Here is a 21,458-nt window from a genome sequence, read left to right as displayed (position 1 = left end):
GCGGGGCGCTCAGGCCCCACCCGGCGCCCGGCCCTCCGGCAGGAACAGCACCGAGTTGACGTACCGCTCCCGGCGCGGCGCGAACGCCCGGTGCAGCAGCCCCCGGTGCACCAGGTGCTCGGTCCGCTTCTGGTGGGCCACCAGGTCGAACCCGGCGAGCGGGACCCAGTCGCGGTCCGGGAGGACCCAGCCCGCGTACCCCTGACCGGTCAGCGTGGCGATGACCGGGGTGATCGGGCCGAGCCGGCTCTCCAGCTCGATCAGCAGCGCCGGGCGGTCCCGGCGCAGCAGTTCCGCCGCGCCGAACAGCGCGGCCGCCTCCCCGCCGTCCACGTCCATCTTCACGAAGCCGACCCCGCTCAGCCCGAGGCCGTCGACGGTGATCGAGGGGACCTCCACGCTGTGGGCGTGGATATCGCGGCGGGCCAGTGAGGACACCCCCCGGTCGCCTTGGTCGCCCTCTGGGAACCAGAGCCGGGCCGTGCCCTCCCGGTCGGTCGCCGCGCCCTGGACCACCCGGACGTTCGACGGCAGCGTCCGCCGCAGATGCGCGGCCAGATGCGGCACGGGCTCCACGGTCACCACCCGCTCGCAGCGCGCGGCGAGCCGCCGCGACCAGGGGCCGTACCAGCCCCCGATGTCGAGGGCGACTCCGCCCCGCGGGCAGAAGTCGGCGAGCCGCCGCAGCTCCGGCTCGAAGCGCGGATACAGGGCGACGGCGGCGGAGCCGACCACCCGTCCGGGCAGCCTGGCCGCGACCGCCGCGGCGAGCGTGGTCACGTGGCCGATGCCTTCAGCGAGGTGAGGAACCGCTCGTGGTCGACGGAGTCGACCTTTCTGCCCGAGGAGGGCAGAAGCTGCGGTATCCCGTCCACGATCGGGTAACTCAGGTGCAGCCGCGGGTTGTAGAGCGCGTCCTCTTCCGGAAGCAGGGACAGCGGCCCCTTGTCGAGCGGGCAGGCCAGGATGGCCAGCAGCGGGTCGTCAGGACGCATCAGGGGCTCCTCGTGTGTCATCGGCGAAACAGCGGAAGGGACGTCGGTGGGTCAGGACGCCGCGGCGGGCTGCGGATCATGGCGCGGCATGGCCAGCAGGACGGACAGGGCGAGCGCCGTGCCGCCCACCCGCAGGGCCAGCAGCAGCGGATCGTCGGGCAGGCTCTCGCCGAAGGCGAGCGTCCCGAGGACCGCGGTGAACAGACAGGTCACCGTGGTGCACACCGGCACGATGAGGGACGCCCGGCAGCGCTGGAGCGCCGCCTGCGACATGACGAGACCGGCCCCCGCGGTGAACAGCAGCAGATACGGATACGGGGACCCCAGCAGCGACAGCGCCGCCTCACCCAGATCAGTGCTGGTCAGGCGGCTGGACGTGCCCTTGATCGCCAGTGAGCTGACCCCGTAGAGCAGGCCAACCGCCACCCCGTAGCCGATCCCGCTGGTCGGCACCCGGTGCCGTTTGGCCGCCCGGCTCTCGACGCGTGCGTAGAGCCAGACGCCCGCCGCCAGCGCCGGCAGACAGACCAGGAGCACCAGCGCCCACGGGGCCCCGCCGCTCACCACGTCCTCGCCCTCGCGCACCGAGGCCACCACCATCAGCAGGGCGACCAGGACCCCGCCCAGGGCATAGCGCTCGCGGCCCGTCGACTCCTCGCCCAGCACCGCCGACGACAGGAGCAGGAGCAGCACGAGGCCGGAGACGAAGATGCCCTGCGCCGCCGCGATCGGCAGCGCGCGGTAGACGATCAGCTGGGCCCCGAACCCGGCCGCCAGCGCCAGCGCGCCGACGATCCACAGCGGGCTGGTGGCCAGCACCCGGACCACGTGCAGCGGCCGGCCCGCCGAGAGCGCGGGCAGCGAGCCCAGAGCGCGCTTCTCCACCACGAACCCCACGCTGTAAAGCGCGTTGGCGACCAGAGCCGCGCCGACACCCCACCACATCGCGCTACCCCCGCCGCGCGTGGGCCAGCAGGATGGAGGCCGCCCCCGGCGCCGCGCACGCCGCCCGGTCCAGCAGGCGCAACGGACGCGGCACCCCGTGGAAGGGGGCGCCCTTGATCGTCACGTCGGTGAAGCCGGACGCCGTCAGGAACGAGCGCAGCGCACGGGCCGTGTACAGCCGCAGATGCCCCACCACCTCCGAGCCGGGGCGGCCGTGGATCCCGCGCAGACTGACCTCCGAGAACACCGGCTGCACCCCGGCGAGCAGCAGCGCCCGGTTGTACCAGGCCGCCAGGTTCGGGGTCGACAGCATCAGATGGCCGCCGGGCCGCAGGACCCGCCGCAGCTCGTCCAACGCCTGGTCCGGATCGACCAGATGCTCCAGGATCTCGCTGAACAGCACCGCGTCCGCGCACCCGTCGGCCAGCGGCAGCCCGCCGTGCTCCAGCTCGCCGCGCACCACATGGCCCATCCGGGGCCTGGCCCTGCGCAGCGCGTCCTGCGACCAGTCGACCCCGATCAGCCGGTGCCCGGCGAGGATCGGGGCCGCGGTGGCCGCCGCCGTACCGTCACCGCACCCGATGTCCAGGATCACCTGACCCGGCGCGTCGAGCGCGTCGGCCAGCAGCCGGGCCTGCCGGAGGGTGCGCCCGTCGCCCGAGGCGACGGGAACGGCCGGGTTCTCGTAGAAGTCCCGCAGCCCGGGCGGGGGAGTGGTGGTGCCGGTCATACGGTCTCCGAGGACGTCGAGGCCAGGTGTCGGGTGAACATCTCGCGCAGCCGTACGCCGTCCTCGTCGCCCAGCAGGGTGCGCGACCAGCGGAGCGCCAGATGCAGCCGGCCGCCCGTGGACGCCGTGGTGAAGGTCAGCCCCCGGGGCATCCGGGCGGGCGCGGAGAACCACACGGCCGTCGCCCGGCCCGCATCCCCGAAGTCCAGCGGGTAGGGCACCCGGCCGATGTTGCTCAGCAGGGTCGTCGAGGTCCACGGCCCCGCCAGCACCCGCAGCCCCCGGGTGACCGCCGCACGGGCCGCCACCGGCAGCAGCGGCGCGGTCAGCAGCCCCACCCCGTGCCCCAGCTGCGGGCGCGGGGCGGCCTTGAGCGCCCGGGTCCGCTCCGCGGTCGTCCGCAGCAGCGCCGCCACGTCCGTCCCCGGCGCCAGCTCGGCCGCGGTGAACCCGACCTCCACCAGCCGGGTGCCGTTGCCGATCGGCATCTCGGGGCCCCGGGTACGGTCGTCGACCGGCATGGTGATCCGCAGCGGCCGCCGGTCCGCCCCCGGCCCGCCCTGCGCCCGGTTCCAGTCGGCCACCGTCAGTGCGGTGGCGACCATCAGCTGATCGTTCACCGTGTACGGCGCCCCGGACTCCCTTCGCGGGACCGCAAGTTCGGCCAGCAGCATCGCGTTGCCCGGCACCGGGGCGTCCCCCGGCGAGCCCGGGGCCACCTGGGCGGGCCGGGCCAGCACGGGGGTCCGGGCCTGTCGGGGCAGCGGGGCCGCGGCCGGGCGGGCCGGGGCGGGCGACGGCGGTGTGGGACACACGCCGTAGATCTCGGCGGTCGTCGCCGCCAGCCGCATGCACGCCGGGCCGTCGAGGGCGGTGTGATGAAGGGTGAACACCAGCACACAGCCCTCCCGGTCCGGTTCCCGGACCACTTCGAGCCGCAGCGGCGGCGAGGCGGTGAGCGCCGGGGCGCGGTCCAGCGCCCCGGCCCGCGCCCGGGCCAGCGCCCCGGGCGCGGACGGCGGGAAGGAGACCGGGTCCGTGTCCGGGCCCTCGGTCAGCTCCCACTCGTACCGCCGGGCGAACGGCCCCCGGGGACGCTCCCGCATCAGCGCCCGGGGGTGCCGGGCCAGCGCGGCGGCGAACGCGGCGCGCAGCCGGTCCTCGTCGACCCGGCCCGGCAGGTGGATCTCGATGTGCACCGTGCTCGGCTCGGCGTCCTGCGCGCAGTGCCGGGCCACCTCGTCGACGACTGGGAACGGCACCCGGACGGGCCGCCCGGGCGACTGGCCGCCGCCCGGGGCCCGCTGGTGCTGCGTGGTCGCCATCAGGCGTCCTGTCCCTTCGTCGGGTGCCTGCCGTCGGCGGACAGCGTCCGGCCCGAGGGCGGCGCGGGCTGCGCCGGGAGCTGGACCGTCGGACGGTCGCCGCCCGCCGGGACCGGCTCGGCCGTGCCCTGGCCGCCGCGGACCGCCCGACTTCCGAGCGGTTCCCGGCCCACCGTGACCAGTGCGGCGAACAACCCGATCAGAGCGAGGAGTTGAGCCGTGGCGCCGAAGGCTCCCTCGCCCGTCGTCGTACTCTCCCCGGTGCCCACCGCGGCGACAACCCCCGCGGCGGCCATCGCCGTGAACGCGACCGGAACGAGCAGGCGCGGCCAGAAGTGGGCCACGACGGCGAGCAGCGGAACGGCCACCGCGACCGGGCCCGCGATCACCACGCCCACCAGGGTGAGGGCGACCGTGCCCAGGATCAGACCCGGACCCGGCGGCGCCGGCTGCTCCTCGGCCACTGCCTCGGCCTCGTCCCGGCCGGAGCCCCTGCGGCCCACGAGGGCGAGCACCACGAGCGCCAGGAACAGCACGCCCGCACCGATCAGACCCCACTGGTAGATCTTGGCCGGCTCGTACTCCAGGGTGACCGTGCCGCCCTCGCCCTCGGGCACCAGCCAGGCCTGCTGCCACCCGTCGATCCGCAGCGGCGTCAGTTCCTTGCCGTCCAGGGTGGCCTTCCAGCCCTTGTTGTGGTTCTCGTGGATCTGGAGGTACGAGGCCTCGCCGGCCCCGACCTCGACGGTCCGCCGGTCGCCCTCGCCCTGCTCGACGTCCACCGTGCGCGGCGTCGCAGCGGCGGCCTCGGTGGCGCCGTTGCTCAGCGTGACGTCGGTGACGGCCAGCGGACCCTCGTCCCCCGCCTGCACGGTGGTGGACGACGCGGCCAGCTCGACCTTGCTGTCGTCGGTGCACAGCGAGACCTCGATGGGCCTGCGCTGGGTCAGATCCCGCACCCGCCCCTCGGCCTTGGTCTCCATGAAGGTTCCGCCGACGGAGAGGACCGGGCCCTTGCCGCACGGCAGGCTGAACTTCTGGTCCGGCTTCGGCTGCGGAGAACGGAACTCCTCCAGCGCCGGGATGTAGACCTCGCTCAGCCCGACCGGCAGCTGCAACTGGCCGTCGGCCACCGGGTTGTGCACGGTCAGCGGCGCCGTCTTGGAGATGGTGATGTCCAGCCGGTCGGTGTTGATGGGCGAGAAGCGGGCCATGCCGTTCTCGTCCACCGATGCCACCGCCGTACCGTCCGGCGAACTGATCTGGACCTGCTCGGCCCGGGCCGACAGACCCCCGGCCGCCGCGAACACGATCTCGCCGACCGGACGCTTCTCGGGCCAGGTCAGCCGCAGTACGGGACGCTCGCCCGCGATCCACGCCGTGGTCAGGTCACCGTCGGTCAGGTTGCGGGGGCTGAGGTTGGTGCCCAGGCGCGCCGTGGAGTCGGCGGTCACCTCGATCTTGTCCCGCTCGCCCGTCAGCTCGAACAGCAGCTTGTCGAGCGGCTCGCCGGGCACCGGCAGCGCGGTCGCCGAGACGGTGTAGTCGCCCGCCTCCGGCGCGGTGAACTGCCGGCCGAGACCGACCTCGGCGGCCACGGACGACAGACCGCCCGGGTCGCTGCCCCGCCGCAGCGAGAACATCGTCGCGTCGGCGCCCTCACGCGGCGCGTCGTTCGGCAGCTCCAGCATCCGGGTCACCTGCACCCCGGGGACGGCGATGTCGGTGAACCCGGCCCCGGTGAGTCCCGGGCGCCCCTGCTGGGACTCCAGGATCGTCACCTTCAGCCAGGCGGCCTGCCCGGCGGGCGCGGCCACCTGCTGGGCCGAACCGTCGGTCCGCAGCGGGCTGTCCTTGGAGCCCTGGTCGGTCTCCACCCGGATCACGGTGGCGGCGGCCCGCACATTGCCGCTGGGCAGCGGCGTCACCTGGATCGAGCTGGGGATGTCGGTGGGGGCGGAGAAGTCGACCCGCACCCACTCGTCCTCGGGCGCGCCGGGAGAGCCTTCCGCCCAGCCGGTCGCCGGGTTGCCGTCGAACGCGTTGACCGGGTCGTACTGCGGCAGATGGAACAGCCAGTTGCCCACCGAGGACGCGCTGACCGACTTCGCCCCGCGGATCACCGCCGTCGTCTGGTGCTTCGCCCCCGACGTCGGCAGGATCTGGCGCGGCTCGCGCCCCGGGTCCTGCGCCGCGTCCTCGGCGTTGCGCTCGTCCGCGGTGTACGTGTACGAGGTGTTGGAGTTGACCAGGCCGAACCGGGTGTCGGCGCGGCGCAGTCCGTCGCCCGCCGCGTACAGCGACGGCCGTCCCAGACCCGGGTGCGCGTCACCGGCCAGCACGGTCGGCCGCCCCTCGATGGCGCCGCTCGCCGAAAGCGGCAGCAGCGACTCCGGGCCACCGCTCACCACGGCCGTCGAGGCGACCGGGGTGGCCTCCGCCCGCCCGGGGCGCTCGGTCCCCTTGGGCGGTTCGTAGATCTCCACCGCCCGCTGGCGCGGATACAGGCCCTCGACCTGCACGGGGGTGTCCGCCGCGATCCGGCCGGCGGTCATCACCGGCCCGTAGTCCTTGACGCGGGTGTAGCCGGACGCCTCCAGGGTGCGCTTCACCGTGGTGGAGGGGACATAGCCCAGCTGGTCCGGGTCCAGGTCGTTGCGGACCACCACATAGTGCAGCCCGGCCCGGTTCAGGTACTCGCTGAGCCCGGGGACCTCGCCGCCGGACGTCAGCGCCTGCTCGACGGCGTCCATCGCCCGCCGGTTGCCGGGCGTGCCGAAGGGAACGTAATCACGTTGCGCGTAGGGCGAGTCGGCCAGCACGTCCAGCGGCTGGTCGATGGGGGAGCCCCAGGTGTAGATGCCGTGCGCGGTCGCCGGGACGACCAGGGCGCGGTCGTCCGGCGAGTTGTTCTTGAGCCAACTCCCGGTGCTCTCCCAGTAGTCGGGGACCTTCTGGAACGAACCCGACTGAAGGATCGAGCCGTTGAGGTACGGCCAGGCCAGACCGGGCAGCACGATCGCGGCGGCGACGACCGGCGCGAGCCGGCGCATCCGGGCCGGGTTCGGACCCCGCCGGGAGGCGGCCACCGCGGCGACGCCGACGATGTGCGCCAGCCCCAGGGCCAGCGCCAGCGCCAGACCCGTCTGGAACTTGTAGATGTTCCGGAACGGCACCAGCCAGGTGTCCAGCCAGTCCTGCATGGTGCCGTGGAACAGACCGCCCAGCGCACCGCCGTACCCGGCGAGCGTGACGAGCGCGACGGACAGGACGGTCAGCACCAGCCAGCGGCGCTCGGGCAGATCACGCCGCGCCAGACCCGCCAGACCCAGTGCGGCGGCGAGCGCCGAGCCCAGGATGGTGACGGTCGCGGTCGCGACGGTCCACCCGGCCGGCAGCCAGGCCTCGCCGAAGTTCAGGTAGCCCACCCAGTTGCCGGCGCCGCGCAGCACCTCGGTCGCCGACATGGTGGTCGTGGTGGTGTACGAGGACTCCACGTACGGCATGAAGTTCTCGCCGAACGTCCCCAGCAGCAGCAGCGGAACGATCCACCAGGCGGTGGCCATGACCACGCCGGGTATCCACCACAGGAGCAGCCCGCGCTTGCGCGGACCGCCCGGACGGGACAGCAGATACAGCCCGACCGGCAGCAGCGAGGCCAGCGTGGAGGCGGCGTTGACCCCGCCCATCAGCGGGATCAGCAGCGCGGACCGGACCGCCGCGATCCTCGGGGTGAGGCGCGGGTTCGTCAGCGGCAGCAGCACCCACGGCAGCAGGGCGCCCGGCAGCGCGGCGGCCGACGTCGAACCCACCACGATGGTGTAGGTCGGCCACAGCGCGTAGACGACCGCGCCGAGCAGCCGGGTGGCCGGTGAGCCCACCCGCAGCCGTTCCGCCAGCCGCAGCGCGCCCCAGAAGGCGGTCGCCACGATGATGGACAGCCACAGCCGCTCCGCGAGCCAGGTGGGCACCCGCAGCAGTTCGGCGGCGCCGTAGTACGGCAGCATCGGCACGAGATAGCCGATGTACTGGTCGGCGATCCCGCCGAACCCGGACCGGCTGTGCCACAGCTCGCCCAGGTCACCGAGGAACCGGCCGGGGGCCGTGACGACACCCAGCTTGGTGTCGAAGGTCATCCGACCCGGCGACACCGCCAGGAACGCCACGAAGGCGGCGGCCCAGAACCCCAGGAGCCAGCGCCGGGAGCGCGCCTGCGGCGGGCCGTCGGCGGGGACGGTGGGCTCGGGACCCGGGCCGTCCGGGGCCGCGGGCCTAGGTGGGTGGACAGCGCTGGTCATGAACACCGCCGGAGAATGAGGAGGAGGTTCCAGGTGGCGCATTCCCGCAGTACGGGAATGCGCGGCACGAGCTGGGGAAGGACGGGCCAGTAACGGGAGCGTGCGGACACGACGGTCACGTCACTACGGCTCCGGACGTGGCGCAGCGTCTCGCCGACGCCGATCCGGAAGAGGTTGTCGCCGAGGCGGTGCTTGGCCGGGCGGCCGGTGCGGCGCTCGTAGCGGCTCCGGGCGCGCTCGGCGCCCAGATAGTGCCACGGAGCCCACTCGTGGCCGCCCCAGGGCGAGTACCAGTTGGTGAAGGAGACGTAGATCAGGCCGCCCGGGCGGGTCACCCGGGCCATCTCGCTGAGAAAGGTGTGCGGATCGGCGACGTGCTCCAGCACATTGGAGGAGAAGCAGACGTCCGCGGCACCGTCGGCCAGCGGCAGCAGATAGCCGTCGGCGACGACGGTGTCCGCGCGCTCGCCGGGAGTGAGCTCGGCCGTGTCCGGTTCGAAGAGGTAGCCGTGCGCACCGCGCCGGCGGAACTCACGGGTGAAGTACCCGTCGCCGCCGCCGATGTCCACGACGACCTTGCCCCGGACCGGACCGTACCGCTCCACCTGGTCCGCGGCGTCGCGGGCCAGCAGGGTGTACGCCGTCGCCGGGTCGCCCTGCTCCCGCATGAACGCGCGGAACAGGGCGGCCGAGCGCCGGAAGGAAGGGTCTTTCACGCGCTCGCACCGATCGCCGGGGCGCTCACGCCGCTGGTCGCCTCGGCCGCGACCGCCATGAACTGCCGGACACTGCTGGTCCACCGGAACGCGGCGGCGCGCTCGCGGGCGGCCTTGCCCATCGCCTCGCGCCGCTCGTCGTCCAGGGCGAGCGAGCACCAGGCCGCGGCGAAGGAGGACGCGCCCTGGGCGAGGATGCCCGTGACACCGTCCTCGACGGAGTCGCGCAGCCCCGGTACGTCGAAACCCAGGGTCGGGGTGGAGCGTGCGCCGGCCTCCGTGACGACCAGCCCCCACCCCTCCACGGCCGCCGGATGCAGCAGCATCCACGACGCGCAGAGCAGCCGGTGCTTCTCCGCCTCGGTCACATGACCGGCGAACTCCACGCCGGGACCGGCGAGCCGCTCCAGGCGGGCCCGCTCGGGGCCGTCTCCGACGATGACGAGGCGGCCGCCGGTGACCGGCCGGACCCGCTCCCACAGCTGGAGCAGCAGATCGATGCGCTTGTAGTCGACGAGCCGGCCCAGCGCCAGGAACAGCGGGGTCTCGGACCGGTCGCCCTGCGGGCTCGGCTCCTCGACGCCGTTGTGCACCACCCTGATCCGGTGGTCGGGCACGCCCAGGTCCCGCAGCGCGCCCGCCGTGGACGGGGACACCGCGATCATCAGGTGGTCGCGGTAGGCCCGGGACAGGGCCCAGTGCTCCAGCCGCCGTCCGGCCCGCGCCACCGGCATGGGGAAGCGCATGTCCCACAGGTCGGTGTGCACATGGTTGACGAGGCACACGGTGGGCCCGCGATGCCACAGGGGGGCGAGATACGGCATGCCGTTGCAGACCTCGACCAGCAGGTCGCAGTCGCCGACCTGCCGGGCGAAGGCGGACCGGGCACCGAGGTAGTGACCCAGGTTGCCGCCCGCCGAGACGACTCGGTAGGGCCTGCGGGCGGCCCGGCCGCCGCACAGGAGGGTGACGTCGTGGCCCTGCTCGGTGAGGCCCGAGGCGAGCCGGTCGATCAGCAGCTCGGAGCCGCCTGCGGCCGGGTTGCCCAGGTCGCGGTGGGCGAGGAAGACGATGCGTCGCGGGGCCGCGGGGACCCTGGAGGACGCCGGGCCCTGACCCTGGCGCGTGACTGCATCGAGCAGTGGGGGAGGTACGTGCTGGGGCATGGGCGCTCCAACTCGGCTCGGGGTGCGGGGACTCGGGATGAGCGGAAAGAGGGGGGAGGGTATCCGCGGACGGTGGAGAAAGGAGTAAGCAGAAAGGACGGAGGGGCGGAACGGGGCGGGGCGGGGATCGCGCGTGATGGGACGGAAAAGGGAGACCGGGGGGCCGTGCTCTGGTGGGGATAGACAGTTTTCGGCACGGGTTACCGCCCGGCTACTCACCGGCGCAACAACTTGCGGGTAACTCAGGTGTGCGTACTCGTCATCATGTGAGTGTTTTGGGTCTCCGGCGTCTCTCGGCGCCCCCGGACCACGAGGACGACCCCCACGACGGTGAGTACGAGCCCCAGCCCGGCCGCTCCGATCGGCGCGGTCTCGCCGAGCATCGCCAGCCGGTCGCTGTCCGCCGACGCCAGCTCGACCTGCTTCTTCTGGGTCGCCTCGGTGAACTCCACCCGCTTGCTCTCCAGCAGCACCACGGCGTCCTTCTTCGAGCCGGGCGCGCGCAGCGTCTTCTTCGGGCCGATCGCCGCGTTGATGATGCGGCCGGTGCGCTTGTCCACGACCAGCTCGATGCCGCTGTTGGAATACCACTCCTCGGCCAGCACCTGGGGCGTCTTCTTCCGGTCCACGAGGACACCGGGCACCTGACGCACCCCGGTCCTGGTGGGCTCGACCTCGCCCTTGAAGAGGTAGCCGGCGTAGCCCTGGATCTCCTTCTCACCCTCGAACGAGAGCCGCACCACACCGCCCAGCGTGCTGTCCCACCAGCGGTAGGCGCGCTTCTCGACGTCGAAGGGGAACTTGAGGTAGGCCTCCCCGTCGAAGGTCGGGGACTCCTCGCAGCAGTGCACCGGCTCGTTGGTGGTGCGGTCGGTCACCCAGCGCTCCAGCGTCCACTGGAGGGCGTCGCGGGGATCGGAGGCGGGCAGCGTCTTGTCGTGGTCGACGGACGTGGACACGTCCCAGACGGCGTTGCCGCTCTTCTCGCTGTCGGCCACGTCCCCGCGCACCTGCCGGGTGATCGTGATCGTCTCGTCGTCGACCGTCTCCACCTCACCGGTGTCGAAATAGCTGCCGGTCCCGGTGAACACGGTGGTGGTGTCGGTGTCGATGGGGGTGCGCTTGGCATGCGGCTGGACATACCAGACGAGCAGTGGCGCGAGGACGAGCAGAAAGACCCCCGCCCCCAGCAGAACGAGCGAGAGGGGTGAAGCATTGCGGCGCATCCGGGCACTCCTGGGTCGAAATCTCTTCGCGGAGGTGCACGGGCCCCGGGCCGGTCAGCCCTTGATTGGCGTGAACAGTAGGCAAGGCCTTGACGAGATGTCAATGACCTGTCGACACTGTGTGCCAGCCGGAGGGGCCCGGCTCACGGGGTGGGGATCGCCTCCAGCAAGGAGCTGACCCGACTATGCGCAGATTCATCGCCGCTCTCGCCACCGCACTGGTGGCCGCGGCGCTCGCCACAGGTGCGGCGGTCGGTGTCGTGGCACTGCTCGACGCCACTCCCGACCAGCCCAATACGCCACTGATCAGCTACGACACCGCACCGGCGGCTCCATGACGCGCACGGCCTGGCAGGAGGTGCCCCGGTCCCAACTGGACCGGTTCGCCACCATCGCCCTGTCCGAGGCCCCGGAGCTCGCCCAGACGATCCTGAAGGCGATCCGTCGGGACTACCCCTACCTCCACCTGGTCGAGGACGAGTCCGGTGAGCCGCTGGCCCTGGTCGGCATCCGCCGCGCCATCGAGGGGTTCGTCGACAACCTCACCTCCGGCGCGCACCCCCGGGTGCCGCCGGAGATGTTCCAGGAGTTCGGACGGGGTGAAGGCCTGGAGGGCCGCAGCCTCGACTCGCTCCAGGCCATCTACCGCTTCGGCGTCCGGCTCACCTGGCGCAGGCTCGCCGAGATCGGCCAGCAGATCGACATCCCGGCGCCCGCCATGTACGAGCTGGCCGAATCGGGATTCGAGTATCTGGACGGACTCGTGGAACAGTCGGTACGGGGCTACGCCGAGGCGGCCGCCCGGCGCGCCAGCGAACGCCTCCGCCTTCAGCGCCAGCTGATCGAGATGCTGCTCATGGAGCACCGCGTCGAATCGACCCGGACCCTGGCCGAGCGGGCCGCCCGCATCGGCTGGGAGCTCCCCGAGACGATCGCGGTGGGCGTCCTCATCCGCCCCGCCCGGGAGGCGGTGGCCCCGGCGGTCGGCCAGGGCATCCTGCTGGAGATGGAGAGCGAGCAGCCGCGCATCGTCATCCCGGATCCCGACACGGCCGGGCGCGCGGAGACCCTGCGCCGGGCCACGGCGGGCTGGTCCGGAGCGATCGGTCCGGCCGTGCCGCTGGCGGCCGCGGCGACCTCGCTGCGCTGGGCGGAGACCGCGGTCCAGCTGATCAAGAAGGATCTGCTGCCGCAGGGCGAGGTGCTGCACTGCACCGAGCGGACGGAGGAGCTGGTGCTGCTGCCGGCCCAGGAGCTGATCGACGCCTCCGCCCGCCGCTGCCTTGCCCCGCTGGACGGCCTCAGCCCGACCCAGTCGCGGCGGCTGGCCGAGACCCTGCTCGCCTGGATCGAGACCCCCGGCGGAGCCCCCGAGGTGGCGGCCCGCCTCGGCGTCCACCCCCAGACGGCCCGCTACCGGCTGCGGCAGATCCGCGAGCTGTGGGGCGACGCCATCGACGAACCGGACCAGCGTTTCGAGATGCTCCTCGTGCTCCGCGCCCAGCGGCTGAGGGGCGAGCTGGCCCCGGCCCGGGACTGAGACCGGACCCGCGACGGCCCGCACATCCCCCGGATGCGCGGGCCGCGACGGGTCTGCCGGGATCAGACCGGGGTGACGTACGCCCCGGCGATCCCGCCGTCGACCAGGAAGTCCGTGGCGTTCACGAACGAGGAGTCGTCGCTCGCCAGGAACGCCACGGCGGCGGCGATCTCCGTCGGCTCGGCGAACCGTCCGACCGGGATGTGGATCAGCCGCCGCGCGGCCCGCTCCGGGTCCTTGGCGAACAGTTCCTGGAGCAGCGGGGTGTTGACCGGCCCGGGGCACAGGGCGTTGACCCGGATCCCGTCGCGCGCGAACTGCACCCCCAGCTCGCGCGACATCGCCAGCACCCCGCCCTTGGACGCGGTGTACGAGATCTGCGAGGTGGCCGCGCCCATCCGGGCCACGAAGGACGCTGTGTTGATGATGGAGCCCCTGCCCTGCGCGCGCATGTAGGGGATGGCCGCCTTGCAGCAGAGGAAGACCGAGGTGAGGTTGACCTCCTGCACCCGCTTCCAGGCCTCCAGGCCGGTGTCCAGGATGGAGTCGTCGTCCGGCGGCGAGATCCCCGCGTTGTTGAACGCGATGTCGACCGAGCCGTAGGCGTCGAACGCGGCCTTGAAGAGGGCGTCGACCTGCTCGGCGTCGGTGACGTCGGTACGGACGAAGAGCCCGGCGGCCTCCTCGGCGGCGGCCTTCCCGCGCTCCTCGTCCACATCGGCGCAGACGACATGGGCGCCCTCGGCGGCCAGCCGCCGCACGGTGGCCAGGCCGATGCCGCTGCCGGCTCCGGTGACGACGGCGGTGCGGCCGACCAGGCGGCGGCAGACGGAAGAAGTGTCGGTCATGGTGCTCAGGCCTCCGTGCTGATGAAGACGTTCTTGGTTTCGGTGAAGGCGGCCAGCGCGTCCGGGCCGAGCTCGCGGCCCAGACCCGACTGCTTGTAGCCGCCGAAGGGGGTCGAATAGCGCACGCTGGAATGCGAGTTGACGGAGAGGTTGCCCGCCCGCAGTCCCTGGCTCACGCGCAGCGCGCGGCCGACGTCCCGGGTCCAGACCGAGCCGGCGAGCCCGTAGTCGGTGGCGTTGGCCAGCCGCAGCGCGTCCGCCTCGTCCTCGAACGGCAGCACCACGGCCACCGGGCCGAAGACCTCCTCGACGGCCACCGGCGCATCGGGCGAGACCCCGGCGAGAACGGTCGGCGGATACCAGAAACCGGGCCCCTCGGGGGCTTTGCCGAGCATTGCCCGTACGCCGCCGGCCTCCCGGCCGACGTCGACGAGCCCGCGCACCCGGTCCCGCTGGACGGCCGAGATGAGTGGCCCCATCTGCGTCCTCTCGTCGGCCGGGTCGCCCACCACCACGGCGGACACGGCCGGGACGAGAGAAGCGAGGAAGCGGTCGTACACCGACCGCTCGACCAGGATCCGGGTACGGGCGCAGCAGTCCTGACCGGCGTTGTCCAGGAAGGACATCGGGGCGGCGGCCGCCGCGGCCTCCACATCGGCGTCGGCGAAGACGACGTTGGGGCTCTTGCCGCCCAGCTCCAGGGTGAGCCGCTTCACGCGCTCGGCGCAGCGGGTCATGATGTGCTTGCCCGTCCGGGTGGAGCCGGTGAACACGATCTTCGCGACGCCCGGGTGCTCGACCAGAGCGCTCCCGGCCACCGGGCCCTCGCCGGGCAGCACCTGGAACAGCCCCTCGGGAAGGCCTGCCTCCAGGGCGAGTTCGGCCAGCCGGAGCGCGGTCAGGGGGGTCGTCTCGGCGGGCTTGAGGAGGACGGCGTTGCCCGCCGCGAGGGCCGGGGCGAGGCCCCAGGCGGCGATCGGCATCGGGAAGTTCCACGGGGCGATGACCCCGACGACCCCCAGCGGCTCCAGCACGGTGAAGTCGAGGCCGCCCGCCACCGGGATCTGCCGGCCCAGCAGCCGTTCGGCCCCGCCCGCGCTGTAGTCGAGCAGATCGCGGACGTTGCCCGCCTCCCAGCGGGCGTTGCCGATGGTGTGGCCGGCCTCGCGGACCTCCAACTGCGCCAGTTCCTCGCTGTGTTCGTCGACGACGACGGCGAAGCGGCGCAGCAGGCGGGCCCGGTCGGCGGGCGCGGCGGCGGCCCAGGAGCGCTGAGCGGCGGCCGCGCGGACGACGGCGGCGTCCACATCGGCGGTGGTGGCGGCCGGGACGGTGGCGATGACCTCGGCGGTCGCCGGGTTCAGGACGTCGAGGGTGGGTTGTGACACGTACGGACCCCGATCAGGGAAGCGGGTGGTGGTCAGAGGTGTGCTGCCGTCAGAGGCGTTCGAAGGAGCGGCGCAGCTCCCAGTCGGTCACCGCGGAGTCGTACGCGGTCAGTTCGACCCGGGCCATGTTCAGGTAGTGCGCGACGACCTCCTCGCCGAACGCCTCCTTGGCGATGGGGCTGGCCTCCCACAGCTCGGCAGCCTCGCGCAGGGTCGTCGGCACCTGGTCGTAGTCCGCGGTGTACGCGTTGCCCGTACAGGCCTCGGGCAGCGGCAGCCGGTGCTCGACCCCGTACAGTCCGGCGGCGACCAGTCCCGCGACGGCCAGGTGCGGGTTGACGTCGCCGCCGGGCAGCCGGTTCTCGAAGCGCATCGAGCGCCCGTGGCCGACGACCCGCAGGGCGCAGGTGCGGTTGTCGACGCCCCAGGCGACGGCGGTCGGGGCGAAGGACCCGGGCTGGAAGCGCTTGTAGGAGTTGATGTTGGGCGCGTAGAGGAGGGAGAAGTCCCGCAGGGCGGCGAGCTGGCCGGCCAGGAAGTGGCGCATCAGCTCGGACATGCCGCCCTCGCCGTCGCCCGCCATCATGTTCTCGCCGTCCGCGTCGGTGAGCGAGAGGTGGATGTGGCAGGAGTTGCCCTCGCGCTCGTCGTACTTGGCCATGAAGGTCAGCGAGACGCCCTCCTGGGCCGCGATCTCCTTGGCGCCCGTCTTATACACGGCGTGCTGGTCGCAGGTGGTGAGCGCCTCGTCGTAACGGAAGACGATCTCGTGCTGGCCGGGATTGCACTCGCCCTTGGCGGACTCGACGGTCAGCCCCGCCTGCTGCATCTCGTTGCGGATCCGGCGCAGCAGCGGCTCGATGCGGCCGGTCCCGAGGATCGAGTAGTCGATGTTGTACTGGTTGGCCGGGGTCAGCCCGCGGTAGTCGCGGTCCCAGGCCTCCTCGTAACTGTCCCGGAAGACGATGAACTCCAGCTCCGTGCCCACCTGCGCCGTACAGCCCAGCTCCGCCAGCCGGTCGAGCTGGCGGCGCAGGATCTGCCGCGGGGCGGCCACCACCGGACTGCCGTCGTGCCAGGCGAGATCCGCGATCAGCAGGGCGGTCCCCTCGTGCCAGGGGACGGGGCGCAGGGTGGCGCGGTCGGGGACCATGCCGAAGTCGCCGTAGCCGTTCTCCCACGAGGACATCGCGTAACCGTCGACGGTCCGCATCTCGGTGTCCACGGCCAGGAGATAGTTGCAGCCCTCGGTCCCGTGCTCCAGCACCTCGTCCAGGAAGAACCCGGCCGCGAACCGCTTCCCCTGGAGCCGGCCCTGCATGTCGGGGAAGGCCAGCACCACGGTGTCTATCGACCCGTCCGCGACCCGTGAGCGGAGCTCGTCGACGCCGAGCGGGGGTGTGCGGTCTGCCACGGGATGCCTCCTTGGGTGAACCGGGAGGCACGAGACCGACCGGCAATTGGGGGGTGGGAGAAGGAGCGGGGCTGGGTGCGTGCAGCTGCAAGGCGGAGGATTGAGGCATGGCGGAGCCATGGTGATTGACGACAACGCCGCAGATGTGCGTGCCCAGCACCGCGACGCCGCCCCCCAATTGCCGGTCGGTCTAAGGTATGACAGAGAACCATTGCTTGGGAAGGGGATCCGCCAGTGGTCACGAGCTCGGGAGTGGACGACACCCGTCCGGCGGCAGCGGCGGCACCGCCGGCCGGCGCGGACGGGGCGGCCGGGGGCGGACACGACGCCGCGACCGGCCGGCCGGCCTCCGTGCTGCGCCCGGTCCGCGCGGGCAACGGCTTCGAGGAGGCGCTGGAGCAGGTCCTCCAGCTGCTGCGCCTCGGCCTGGTCCCGCCCGGCGAACGGCTCCCCTCCGAACGTGAGTTGTCCCAGCACCTGCGGATCAGCCGGGTGACGCTGCGCGAGGTCCTCAAGGTCCTCCAGGACCAGAACCTGGTCGAGAGCCGCCGCGGACGCTACGGAGGAACGTTCGTCCTGCCGCGTACCGCCACCCCCGACGGCAGTGACGAACTGCGCCGCCGCATCGCCGCCGTCGACGTGGAGGACACCCTGCGCTTCCGTGAGGTGCTGGAGGCCGGAGCGGCGGGCCTGTGCGCCGAGGGGCTCGCGGCCGACGGCGAGCTGCGGCTGCGGGGAGCGCTCGACGCCACACAGGGCGCCCGGCTGGAGGACTACCGACGCCAGGACACCCTGCTCCACCTCACGCTCACCGAGCTCTCCGGCTCCCGCACGCTCGCCGCGCAGTACGCCGGCGTCCGGGCCACCCTCAACGAGCTGCTCGACTGCATCCCGCTGCTGGTGCGCAACCTGGAGCACTCCCAGCAGCAGCACACGGCCGTCGTCGAGGCGGTGCTCGACCGGGACGCGGACGCGGCGCGCGAGATGATGCGCGAGCACTGCGGCGGCACGGCCGCCCTGCTGCGCGGCTTCCTCGCCTGAGCCGCCGCGAAGGCGCCCCGGAGAGGCGATCCGTAACCACTCTTTAACGCACGCCCCTTGCCATTCCCCCAGCCGTTCCACAAAGGTGTGCCGACGAACCTTTGATCGAAGCAGTTCCATCGATGAAGTCGACACACACATCTGGAGCGCCTCATGGCTCAGGGAACCGAAACACCCGCCGGACCACCCGGTGACGCGAGCCCGGGGGAGTCCGGCACGGACGCGTACCTCCACCGCCGGACCCTGCGCCGGGGCAGCGCCGGCTGGCTCCTGCTGACCGGCCTCGGCGTCGCCTACGTCGTCTCCGGCGACTTCTCCGGCTGGAACATCGGCCTGTCCAAGGGCGGCTTCGGCGGACTCGCCGTGGCCATGGTCCTGATGGGCGTCATGTACGCGTGTCTGGTCTTCGCGCTGGCCGAACTCTCCGCCATCCTCCCCACCGCGGGCGGCGGTTACGGCTTCGCCCGGCGGGCGCTCGGCACCTGGGGCGGCTTCCTGACCGGCACGGCCATCCTCATCGAGTACATCCTCGCCCCAGCCGCCATCTCCCTGTTCATCGGCGACTACGTCGAATCGCTCGGCCTGTTCGGCCTCACCTCCGGCTGGCCCGTCTACCTCGCCTGCTTCGCGATCTTCATCGGCATCCACCTCTGGGGCGTCGGCGAGGCGCTCCGCTTCAGCCTGGTGGTGACCGCGATCGCGGTGGCCGCGCTGCTGATCTTCGCCGTCGGCGCGTTCACCGAGTTCGACGCGGGCCGCCTGAACGACATTCCGGCCGACGCCTCAGCCTTCGGCTCCTCGTCCTGGCTGCCGTACGGGCTCCTCGGGATCTGGGCCGCCTTCCCCTTCGGCATGTGGTTCTTCCTCGGCGTGGAGGGCGTGCCGCTCGCCGCCGAGGAGGCCAAGGACCCGGTCCGCTCGATGCCCAAGGCCCTGGCCATCTCGCTGGCCGTACTGGTCTTCCTGGCCCTCATCACCTTCGTCTCCGCCACCGGCGCCCAGGGCGCCGACGCCATCAAGGAAGCCGGGAACCCGCTCGTGGTGGCCCTCCAGGGCGACGGCGAGCCGACCGCCCTGAGCCGCTTCGTGAACTACGCGGGGCTCGCGGGGCTCGTCGCCTCCTTCTTCTCCCTGATCTTCGCCGGATCCCGCCAGTTGTTCGCCCTCTCCCGGGCCGGCTACCTGCCCCGCTTCCTCTCCCTCACCAACCGCCGCAAGTCCCCCTACCTGGGCCTGCTGATCCCCGGCGTCATCGGGTTCGCGCTCGCCGCCTGGAGCGGCAACGGCGGCCGGATGCTGAACGTCGCCGTCTTCGGCGCCACCATCAGCTACGCGCTCATGGCGCTCTCCCACCTGGTGCTGCGCCGCCGGGAACCGGAGCTGCCGCGTCCTTACCGCACCCCCGGCGGCGCGCTCACCTCGTCCGTCGCCCTGGTTCTGGCATGCTCGGCCCTGGTGGCGACCTTCCTGGTGGACCGCGACGCGGCGTTCATCGCGCTCGGTGTGTACGCGGTGGCGCTGGCCTACTTCGCCTTCTACAGCCGCCACCACCTGGTCGCGGGGGCCCCGGAGGAGGAGTTCGCCGCGCTGGCGGCGGCCGAGGCCGAACTGGCCCGCGACTGAGCCCGCCGGCGCCCCCGCCGTCGACGCGATCATCCCGACCCGAAGGAGTACGTTCCATGTCCCGGCCCGTCATCGGCATCAGCACCTACCAGGACCCGGCCCGCTGGGGTGTGTGGGAGATGCCCGCGGTGCTGCTGCCCGCCGGCTATCCGCGCCTCGTCCGGGCGGCGGGCGGACTCGCGGTGCTGCTGCCGCCCGACGACGCCGAGGGCGCGGCCCGGGACACCGTCGCCGCCCTGGACGGCCTGGTGATCGCCGGGGGAGCGGACGTCGAGCCGGCCCGGTACGGGGCGGTCGCCGACCCCCGTACCGGGCCCCCGGCCCGCGAACGCGACGCCTGGGAGCTGGCGTTGATCCGGGCGGCGATCGACCAGCAGGTCCCCCTGCTGGGCATCTGCCGGGGCATGCAGCTGCTGAACGTCGCCCTCGGCGGCACACTGATCCAGCACCTGGAGGACCACACCGGCGGCCTCGGCGTCTTCGGCAGCCACCCGGTGACCCCCGTGCCCGGCACCGGGTACGCGGACGCCGTACCGGAGACCGTCATGGTGCCCGCCTACCACCACCAGGCGGTCGACCGACTCGGCGGCGGTCTGGTGGCCTCGGCCCACGCCCCGGACGGGACGGTGGAGGCCGTGGAACTCCCCGGGCACGGGAGCCTGGTGCTCGGCGTGCAGTGGCACCCGGAGATGGGCGAGGACACCCGGGTCATGGCCGCCCTGGTCCGGGCGGCCGGGGAGCGGGCGGCGCCGACCCCTCGAACCCCGGACCGGAGAAGTCGGGCCCCGCGAACGCCGGTGAGCTGAAGCGGGAGCCGCGGCCCTCGCCCGTACCCGGCGCGGACCCCGCCGCCTCGGCCAGCTCCTGGAGGAGGAACGGCCGGATCCCCCGGTCGCGCAGCGCCACGAGCCACGCCTCACGGGCGTCCGCGAGGGCGGGGGAGAGGGACGCGGAGGAGGCCGGGCCGGGCGCGGCCACCGGGTCCGCCGCCGACTGCCTCGCCGCCGTGAGGTAGACGGCGACCACGCTGATCAGGGCCGTGACCGCCGCGACCAGCAGACTGAGCCGGCCGACGCCGACGAGGGTGCCCGCCAGGGCGGGCAGGGCATCGGCGAGCCGCAGGCCGTACCCGAGGAGCAGGAACGTCGCCGCGGCCACGGCGGCGAGCACCGGCGTCAGCACCCCCAGGACGGCCAGCACCCCGGCCCCCGGCCGCTCCTGATCGCCCGGCCCGGAGAGCGGCGACGCCCCGGCGCCCCCTCGCCCGCCCCGCGCCCGGAGCCGCAGGGCCGCGTACCGCCGGTACTCCGCCTCGGCGGCGGGAGCCGTGCGCCCCACGGCCGCCAGGCCCCGGACCCGCAGCCGGTCGCCGGGGACTCCCGAGCGCTCCAGCAGGCGTCGGATCTCCGGGGAGGCGATCACCTCGTCGAGCGCGCTCGCGTAGTCGGATCTGTCCTCGTCCCCGAGCCGGGAAGGTCTGCCCATGCTGTCCCTCGGTCGATACGTGTGCGGTGGGTGGTCGTGCAGGTGGCGCGGGGGTGCGCACGTGCGGCGTGCGCACCCCCGCGGTGCTGCCGGGTGGGGCGGGGCCTAGAGGTGCTGCACGACCGCGGGCATGAGGTCCTGGAAGGTCCGCCCGTCCGCCGGTGCGCCGATCGCGGTCATCTGCCAGCCCGAGCCGGACCGCTGGACCTTGGCCATGATCTGGGCCGTGTGCCGCCCGCCGCCGGTCAGCGTGTACCGGGCCAGCTCCTGGCCGTTGCTCTCGTCGACCAGCCGGCAGAAGGCCGCCTCGACCTCCTCGAAGGTCTGGCCGGTGAACGAGTTCACCGTGAAGACGATCTGGTCCACATGGGCCGGTACACGCCGCAGGTCGACGACGATGGACTCGTCGTCGCCGCCCTGGCCCGCCCCGCCGACCCGGTTGTCCCCGGTGTGCTGGACCGAGCCGTCGTCGCTGGTCAGGTGCTGGAAGAAGACCACGTCCTGCGGGGCCTGGCCCGCGAAGAGCACCGCCGAGGCGTCCAGGTCGATCTCGCGGGCGGTCAGCCGCGCCAGGAAACCCTTACGGGGAGCGGACTTCCAGCCCAGCCCCATCCGTACGACGCCGAGCTCGCCGCCGCCGGACTTGGTGAGGCTGACCTGCTGGCCCTTGGTGAGGTTGATCGTCATCGTTCCGCCTTCTGTGATCGGATCCGTGCGG

General features: G+C 73.0%; 19 protein-coding genes. 5 read left to right on the top strand and 14 right to left on the bottom strand.

The window, feature by feature from the left end; genetic code table 11:
- Nucleotides 1-9: 9 nt before the first annotated feature.
- The 9 genes from ACFWRV_RS15970 to ACFWRV_RS15930 form a co-directional block, all read right to left on the bottom strand.
- On the bottom strand, nucleotides 10-780 hold the full coding sequence (locus ACFWRV_RS15970) for an FkbM family methyltransferase (protein ID WP_384334322.1): 771 nt from the start codon (nucleotides 778-780) through the stop codon (nucleotides 10-12).
- On the bottom strand, nucleotides 777-995 hold the full coding sequence (locus ACFWRV_RS15965) for a Trm112 family protein (protein WP_384334319.1): 219 nt from the start codon (nucleotides 993-995) through the stop codon (nucleotides 777-779). Before ACFWRV_RS15965 ends, ACFWRV_RS15970 begins: the two co-directional genes overlap by 4 nt.
- Nucleotides 996-1,046: 51 nt before the next feature.
- A complete protein-coding gene (locus tag ACFWRV_RS15960; protein ID WP_384334316.1) occupies nucleotides 1,047-1,940 on the bottom strand; it encodes a hypothetical protein in 894 nt (297 codons plus the stop codon).
- 4 nt (nucleotides 1,941-1,944) lie between these two features.
- A complete protein-coding gene (locus ACFWRV_RS15955) occupies nucleotides 1,945-2,670 on the bottom strand; it encodes a methyltransferase domain-containing protein (protein ID WP_384334313.1) in 726 nt (241 codons plus the stop codon).
- The gene (locus ACFWRV_RS15950; protein WP_384334310.1) at nucleotides 2,667-3,995 is read right to left on the bottom strand and encodes a condensation protein; all 1,329 of its coding nucleotides are present in this window, start codon (nucleotides 3,993-3,995) and stop codon (nucleotides 2,667-2,669) included. The genes ACFWRV_RS15955 and ACFWRV_RS15950 overlap by 4 nt, the downstream gene beginning before the upstream one ends.
- Nucleotides 3,995-8,293 (bottom strand): alpha-(1->3)-arabinofuranosyltransferase family protein, encoded by a 4,299-nt coding sequence (locus ACFWRV_RS15945; RefSeq protein ID WP_384334307.1) that lies wholly within the window; start codon nucleotides 8,291-8,293, stop codon nucleotides 3,995-3,997. Before ACFWRV_RS15945 ends, ACFWRV_RS15950 begins: the two co-directional genes overlap by 1 nt.
- On the bottom strand, nucleotides 8,290-9,009 hold the full coding sequence (locus ACFWRV_RS15940; protein WP_384334304.1) for a class I SAM-dependent methyltransferase: 720 nt from the start codon (nucleotides 9,007-9,009) through the stop codon (nucleotides 8,290-8,292). Before ACFWRV_RS15940 ends, ACFWRV_RS15945 begins: the two co-directional genes overlap by 4 nt.
- Complete coding sequence (locus tag ACFWRV_RS15935; protein ID WP_384334301.1) at nucleotides 9,006-10,175, bottom strand: glycosyltransferase family 4 protein; 1,170 nt, start codon at nucleotides 10,173-10,175, stop codon at nucleotides 9,006-9,008. The genes ACFWRV_RS15940 and ACFWRV_RS15935 overlap by 4 nt, the downstream gene beginning before the upstream one ends.
- 242 nt (nucleotides 10,176-10,417) lie before the next feature.
- Complete coding sequence (locus ACFWRV_RS15930; protein WP_384334298.1) at nucleotides 10,418-11,401, bottom strand: DUF3068 domain-containing protein; 984 nt, start codon at nucleotides 11,399-11,401, stop codon at nucleotides 10,418-10,420.
- Between the two features lie 185 nt (nucleotides 11,402-11,586).
- Here ACFWRV_RS15930 and ACFWRV_RS15925 point away from each other — a divergent pair, with 185 nt between their 5' ends.
- Together ACFWRV_RS15925 and ACFWRV_RS15920 are read left to right on the top strand one after the other, a co-directional pair.
- Nucleotides 11,587-11,739 (top strand): hypothetical protein, encoded by a 153-nt coding sequence (locus ACFWRV_RS15925; protein WP_384334296.1) that lies wholly within the window; start codon nucleotides 11,587-11,589, stop codon nucleotides 11,737-11,739.
- Entirely contained in the window at nucleotides 11,736-12,941 is a 1,206-nt protein-coding gene (locus tag ACFWRV_RS15920) for a helix-turn-helix domain-containing protein (protein WP_384334293.1), read from the top strand. The genes ACFWRV_RS15925 and ACFWRV_RS15920 overlap by 4 nt, the downstream gene beginning before the upstream one ends.
- Before the next feature lie 62 nt (nucleotides 12,942-13,003).
- Here the strand turns inward: ACFWRV_RS15920 and ACFWRV_RS15915 are convergent, their stop codons facing one another.
- The 3 genes from ACFWRV_RS15915 to ACFWRV_RS15905 are packed head-to-tail and all read right to left on the bottom strand — an operon-like array spanning nucleotide 13,004 to nucleotide 16,591.
- Nucleotides 13,004-13,789 (bottom strand): 3-oxoacyl-ACP reductase, encoded by a 786-nt coding sequence (locus tag ACFWRV_RS15915; protein WP_356569751.1) that lies wholly within the window; start codon nucleotides 13,787-13,789, stop codon nucleotides 13,004-13,006.
- A 5-nt stretch (nucleotides 13,790-13,794) separates the two neighbouring features.
- Complete coding sequence (locus ACFWRV_RS15910) at nucleotides 13,795-15,177, bottom strand: aldehyde dehydrogenase family protein (RefSeq protein WP_384334290.1); 1,383 nt, start codon at nucleotides 15,175-15,177, stop codon at nucleotides 13,795-13,797.
- Nucleotides 15,178-15,226: 49 nt separating this feature from the next.
- Complete coding sequence (locus ACFWRV_RS15905) at nucleotides 15,227-16,591, bottom strand: glutamine synthetase family protein (protein ID WP_384334287.1); 1,365 nt, start codon at nucleotides 16,589-16,591, stop codon at nucleotides 15,227-15,229.
- 252 nt (nucleotides 16,592-16,843) lie between these two features.
- Between ACFWRV_RS15905 and ACFWRV_RS15900 the strand changes: the two genes are divergently transcribed.
- The 3 genes from ACFWRV_RS15900 to ACFWRV_RS15890 all read left to right on the top strand — a co-directional run bounded on the left by ACFWRV_RS15900 (nucleotide 16,844) and on the right by ACFWRV_RS15890 (nucleotide 20,061).
- The gene (locus tag ACFWRV_RS15900) at nucleotides 16,844-17,632 is read left to right on the top strand and encodes a FadR/GntR family transcriptional regulator (protein ID WP_384334284.1); all 789 of its coding nucleotides are present in this window, start codon (nucleotides 16,844-16,846) and stop codon (nucleotides 17,630-17,632) included.
- A gap of 153 nt (nucleotides 17,633-17,785) precedes the next feature.
- The gene (eat, locus tag ACFWRV_RS15895; RefSeq protein WP_384334281.1) at nucleotides 17,786-19,255 is read left to right on the top strand and encodes an ethanolamine permease; all 1,470 of its coding nucleotides are present in this window, start codon (nucleotides 17,786-17,788) and stop codon (nucleotides 19,253-19,255) included.
- A gap of 56 nt (nucleotides 19,256-19,311) precedes the next feature.
- Nucleotides 19,312-20,061: a gamma-glutamyl-gamma-aminobutyrate hydrolase family protein gene (locus ACFWRV_RS15890; RefSeq protein WP_384334278.1), complete on the top strand. Its 750-nt coding sequence runs from the start codon at nucleotides 19,312-19,314 to the stop codon at nucleotides 20,059-20,061.
- Here ACFWRV_RS15890 and ACFWRV_RS15885 read toward each other — a convergent pair.
- Nucleotides 19,964-20,740 carry a hypothetical protein gene (locus tag ACFWRV_RS15885; RefSeq protein WP_384334275.1) on the bottom strand — a complete coding sequence of 259 codons (777 nt, stop codon included), beginning with the start codon at nucleotides 20,738-20,740 and terminating at the stop codon, nucleotides 19,964-19,966. The two genes, ACFWRV_RS15890 and ACFWRV_RS15885, sit on opposite strands and share 98 nt — an antisense overlap.
- A 105-nt stretch (nucleotides 20,741-20,845) precedes the next feature.
- Nucleotides 20,846-21,427: a TerD family protein gene (locus ACFWRV_RS15880; RefSeq protein ID WP_384334272.1), complete on the bottom strand. Its 582-nt coding sequence runs from the start codon at nucleotides 21,425-21,427 to the stop codon at nucleotides 20,846-20,848.
- Between the last annotated feature and the right edge of the window lie 31 nt (nucleotides 21,428-21,458).

Source organism: Streptomyces sp. NPDC058576, assembly GCF_042718715.1.
Classification (GTDB): Bacteria; Actinomycetota; Actinomycetes; order Streptomycetales; family Streptomycetaceae; genus Streptomyces.
This window is presented reverse-complemented; position numbering and strand designations above follow the sequence as displayed.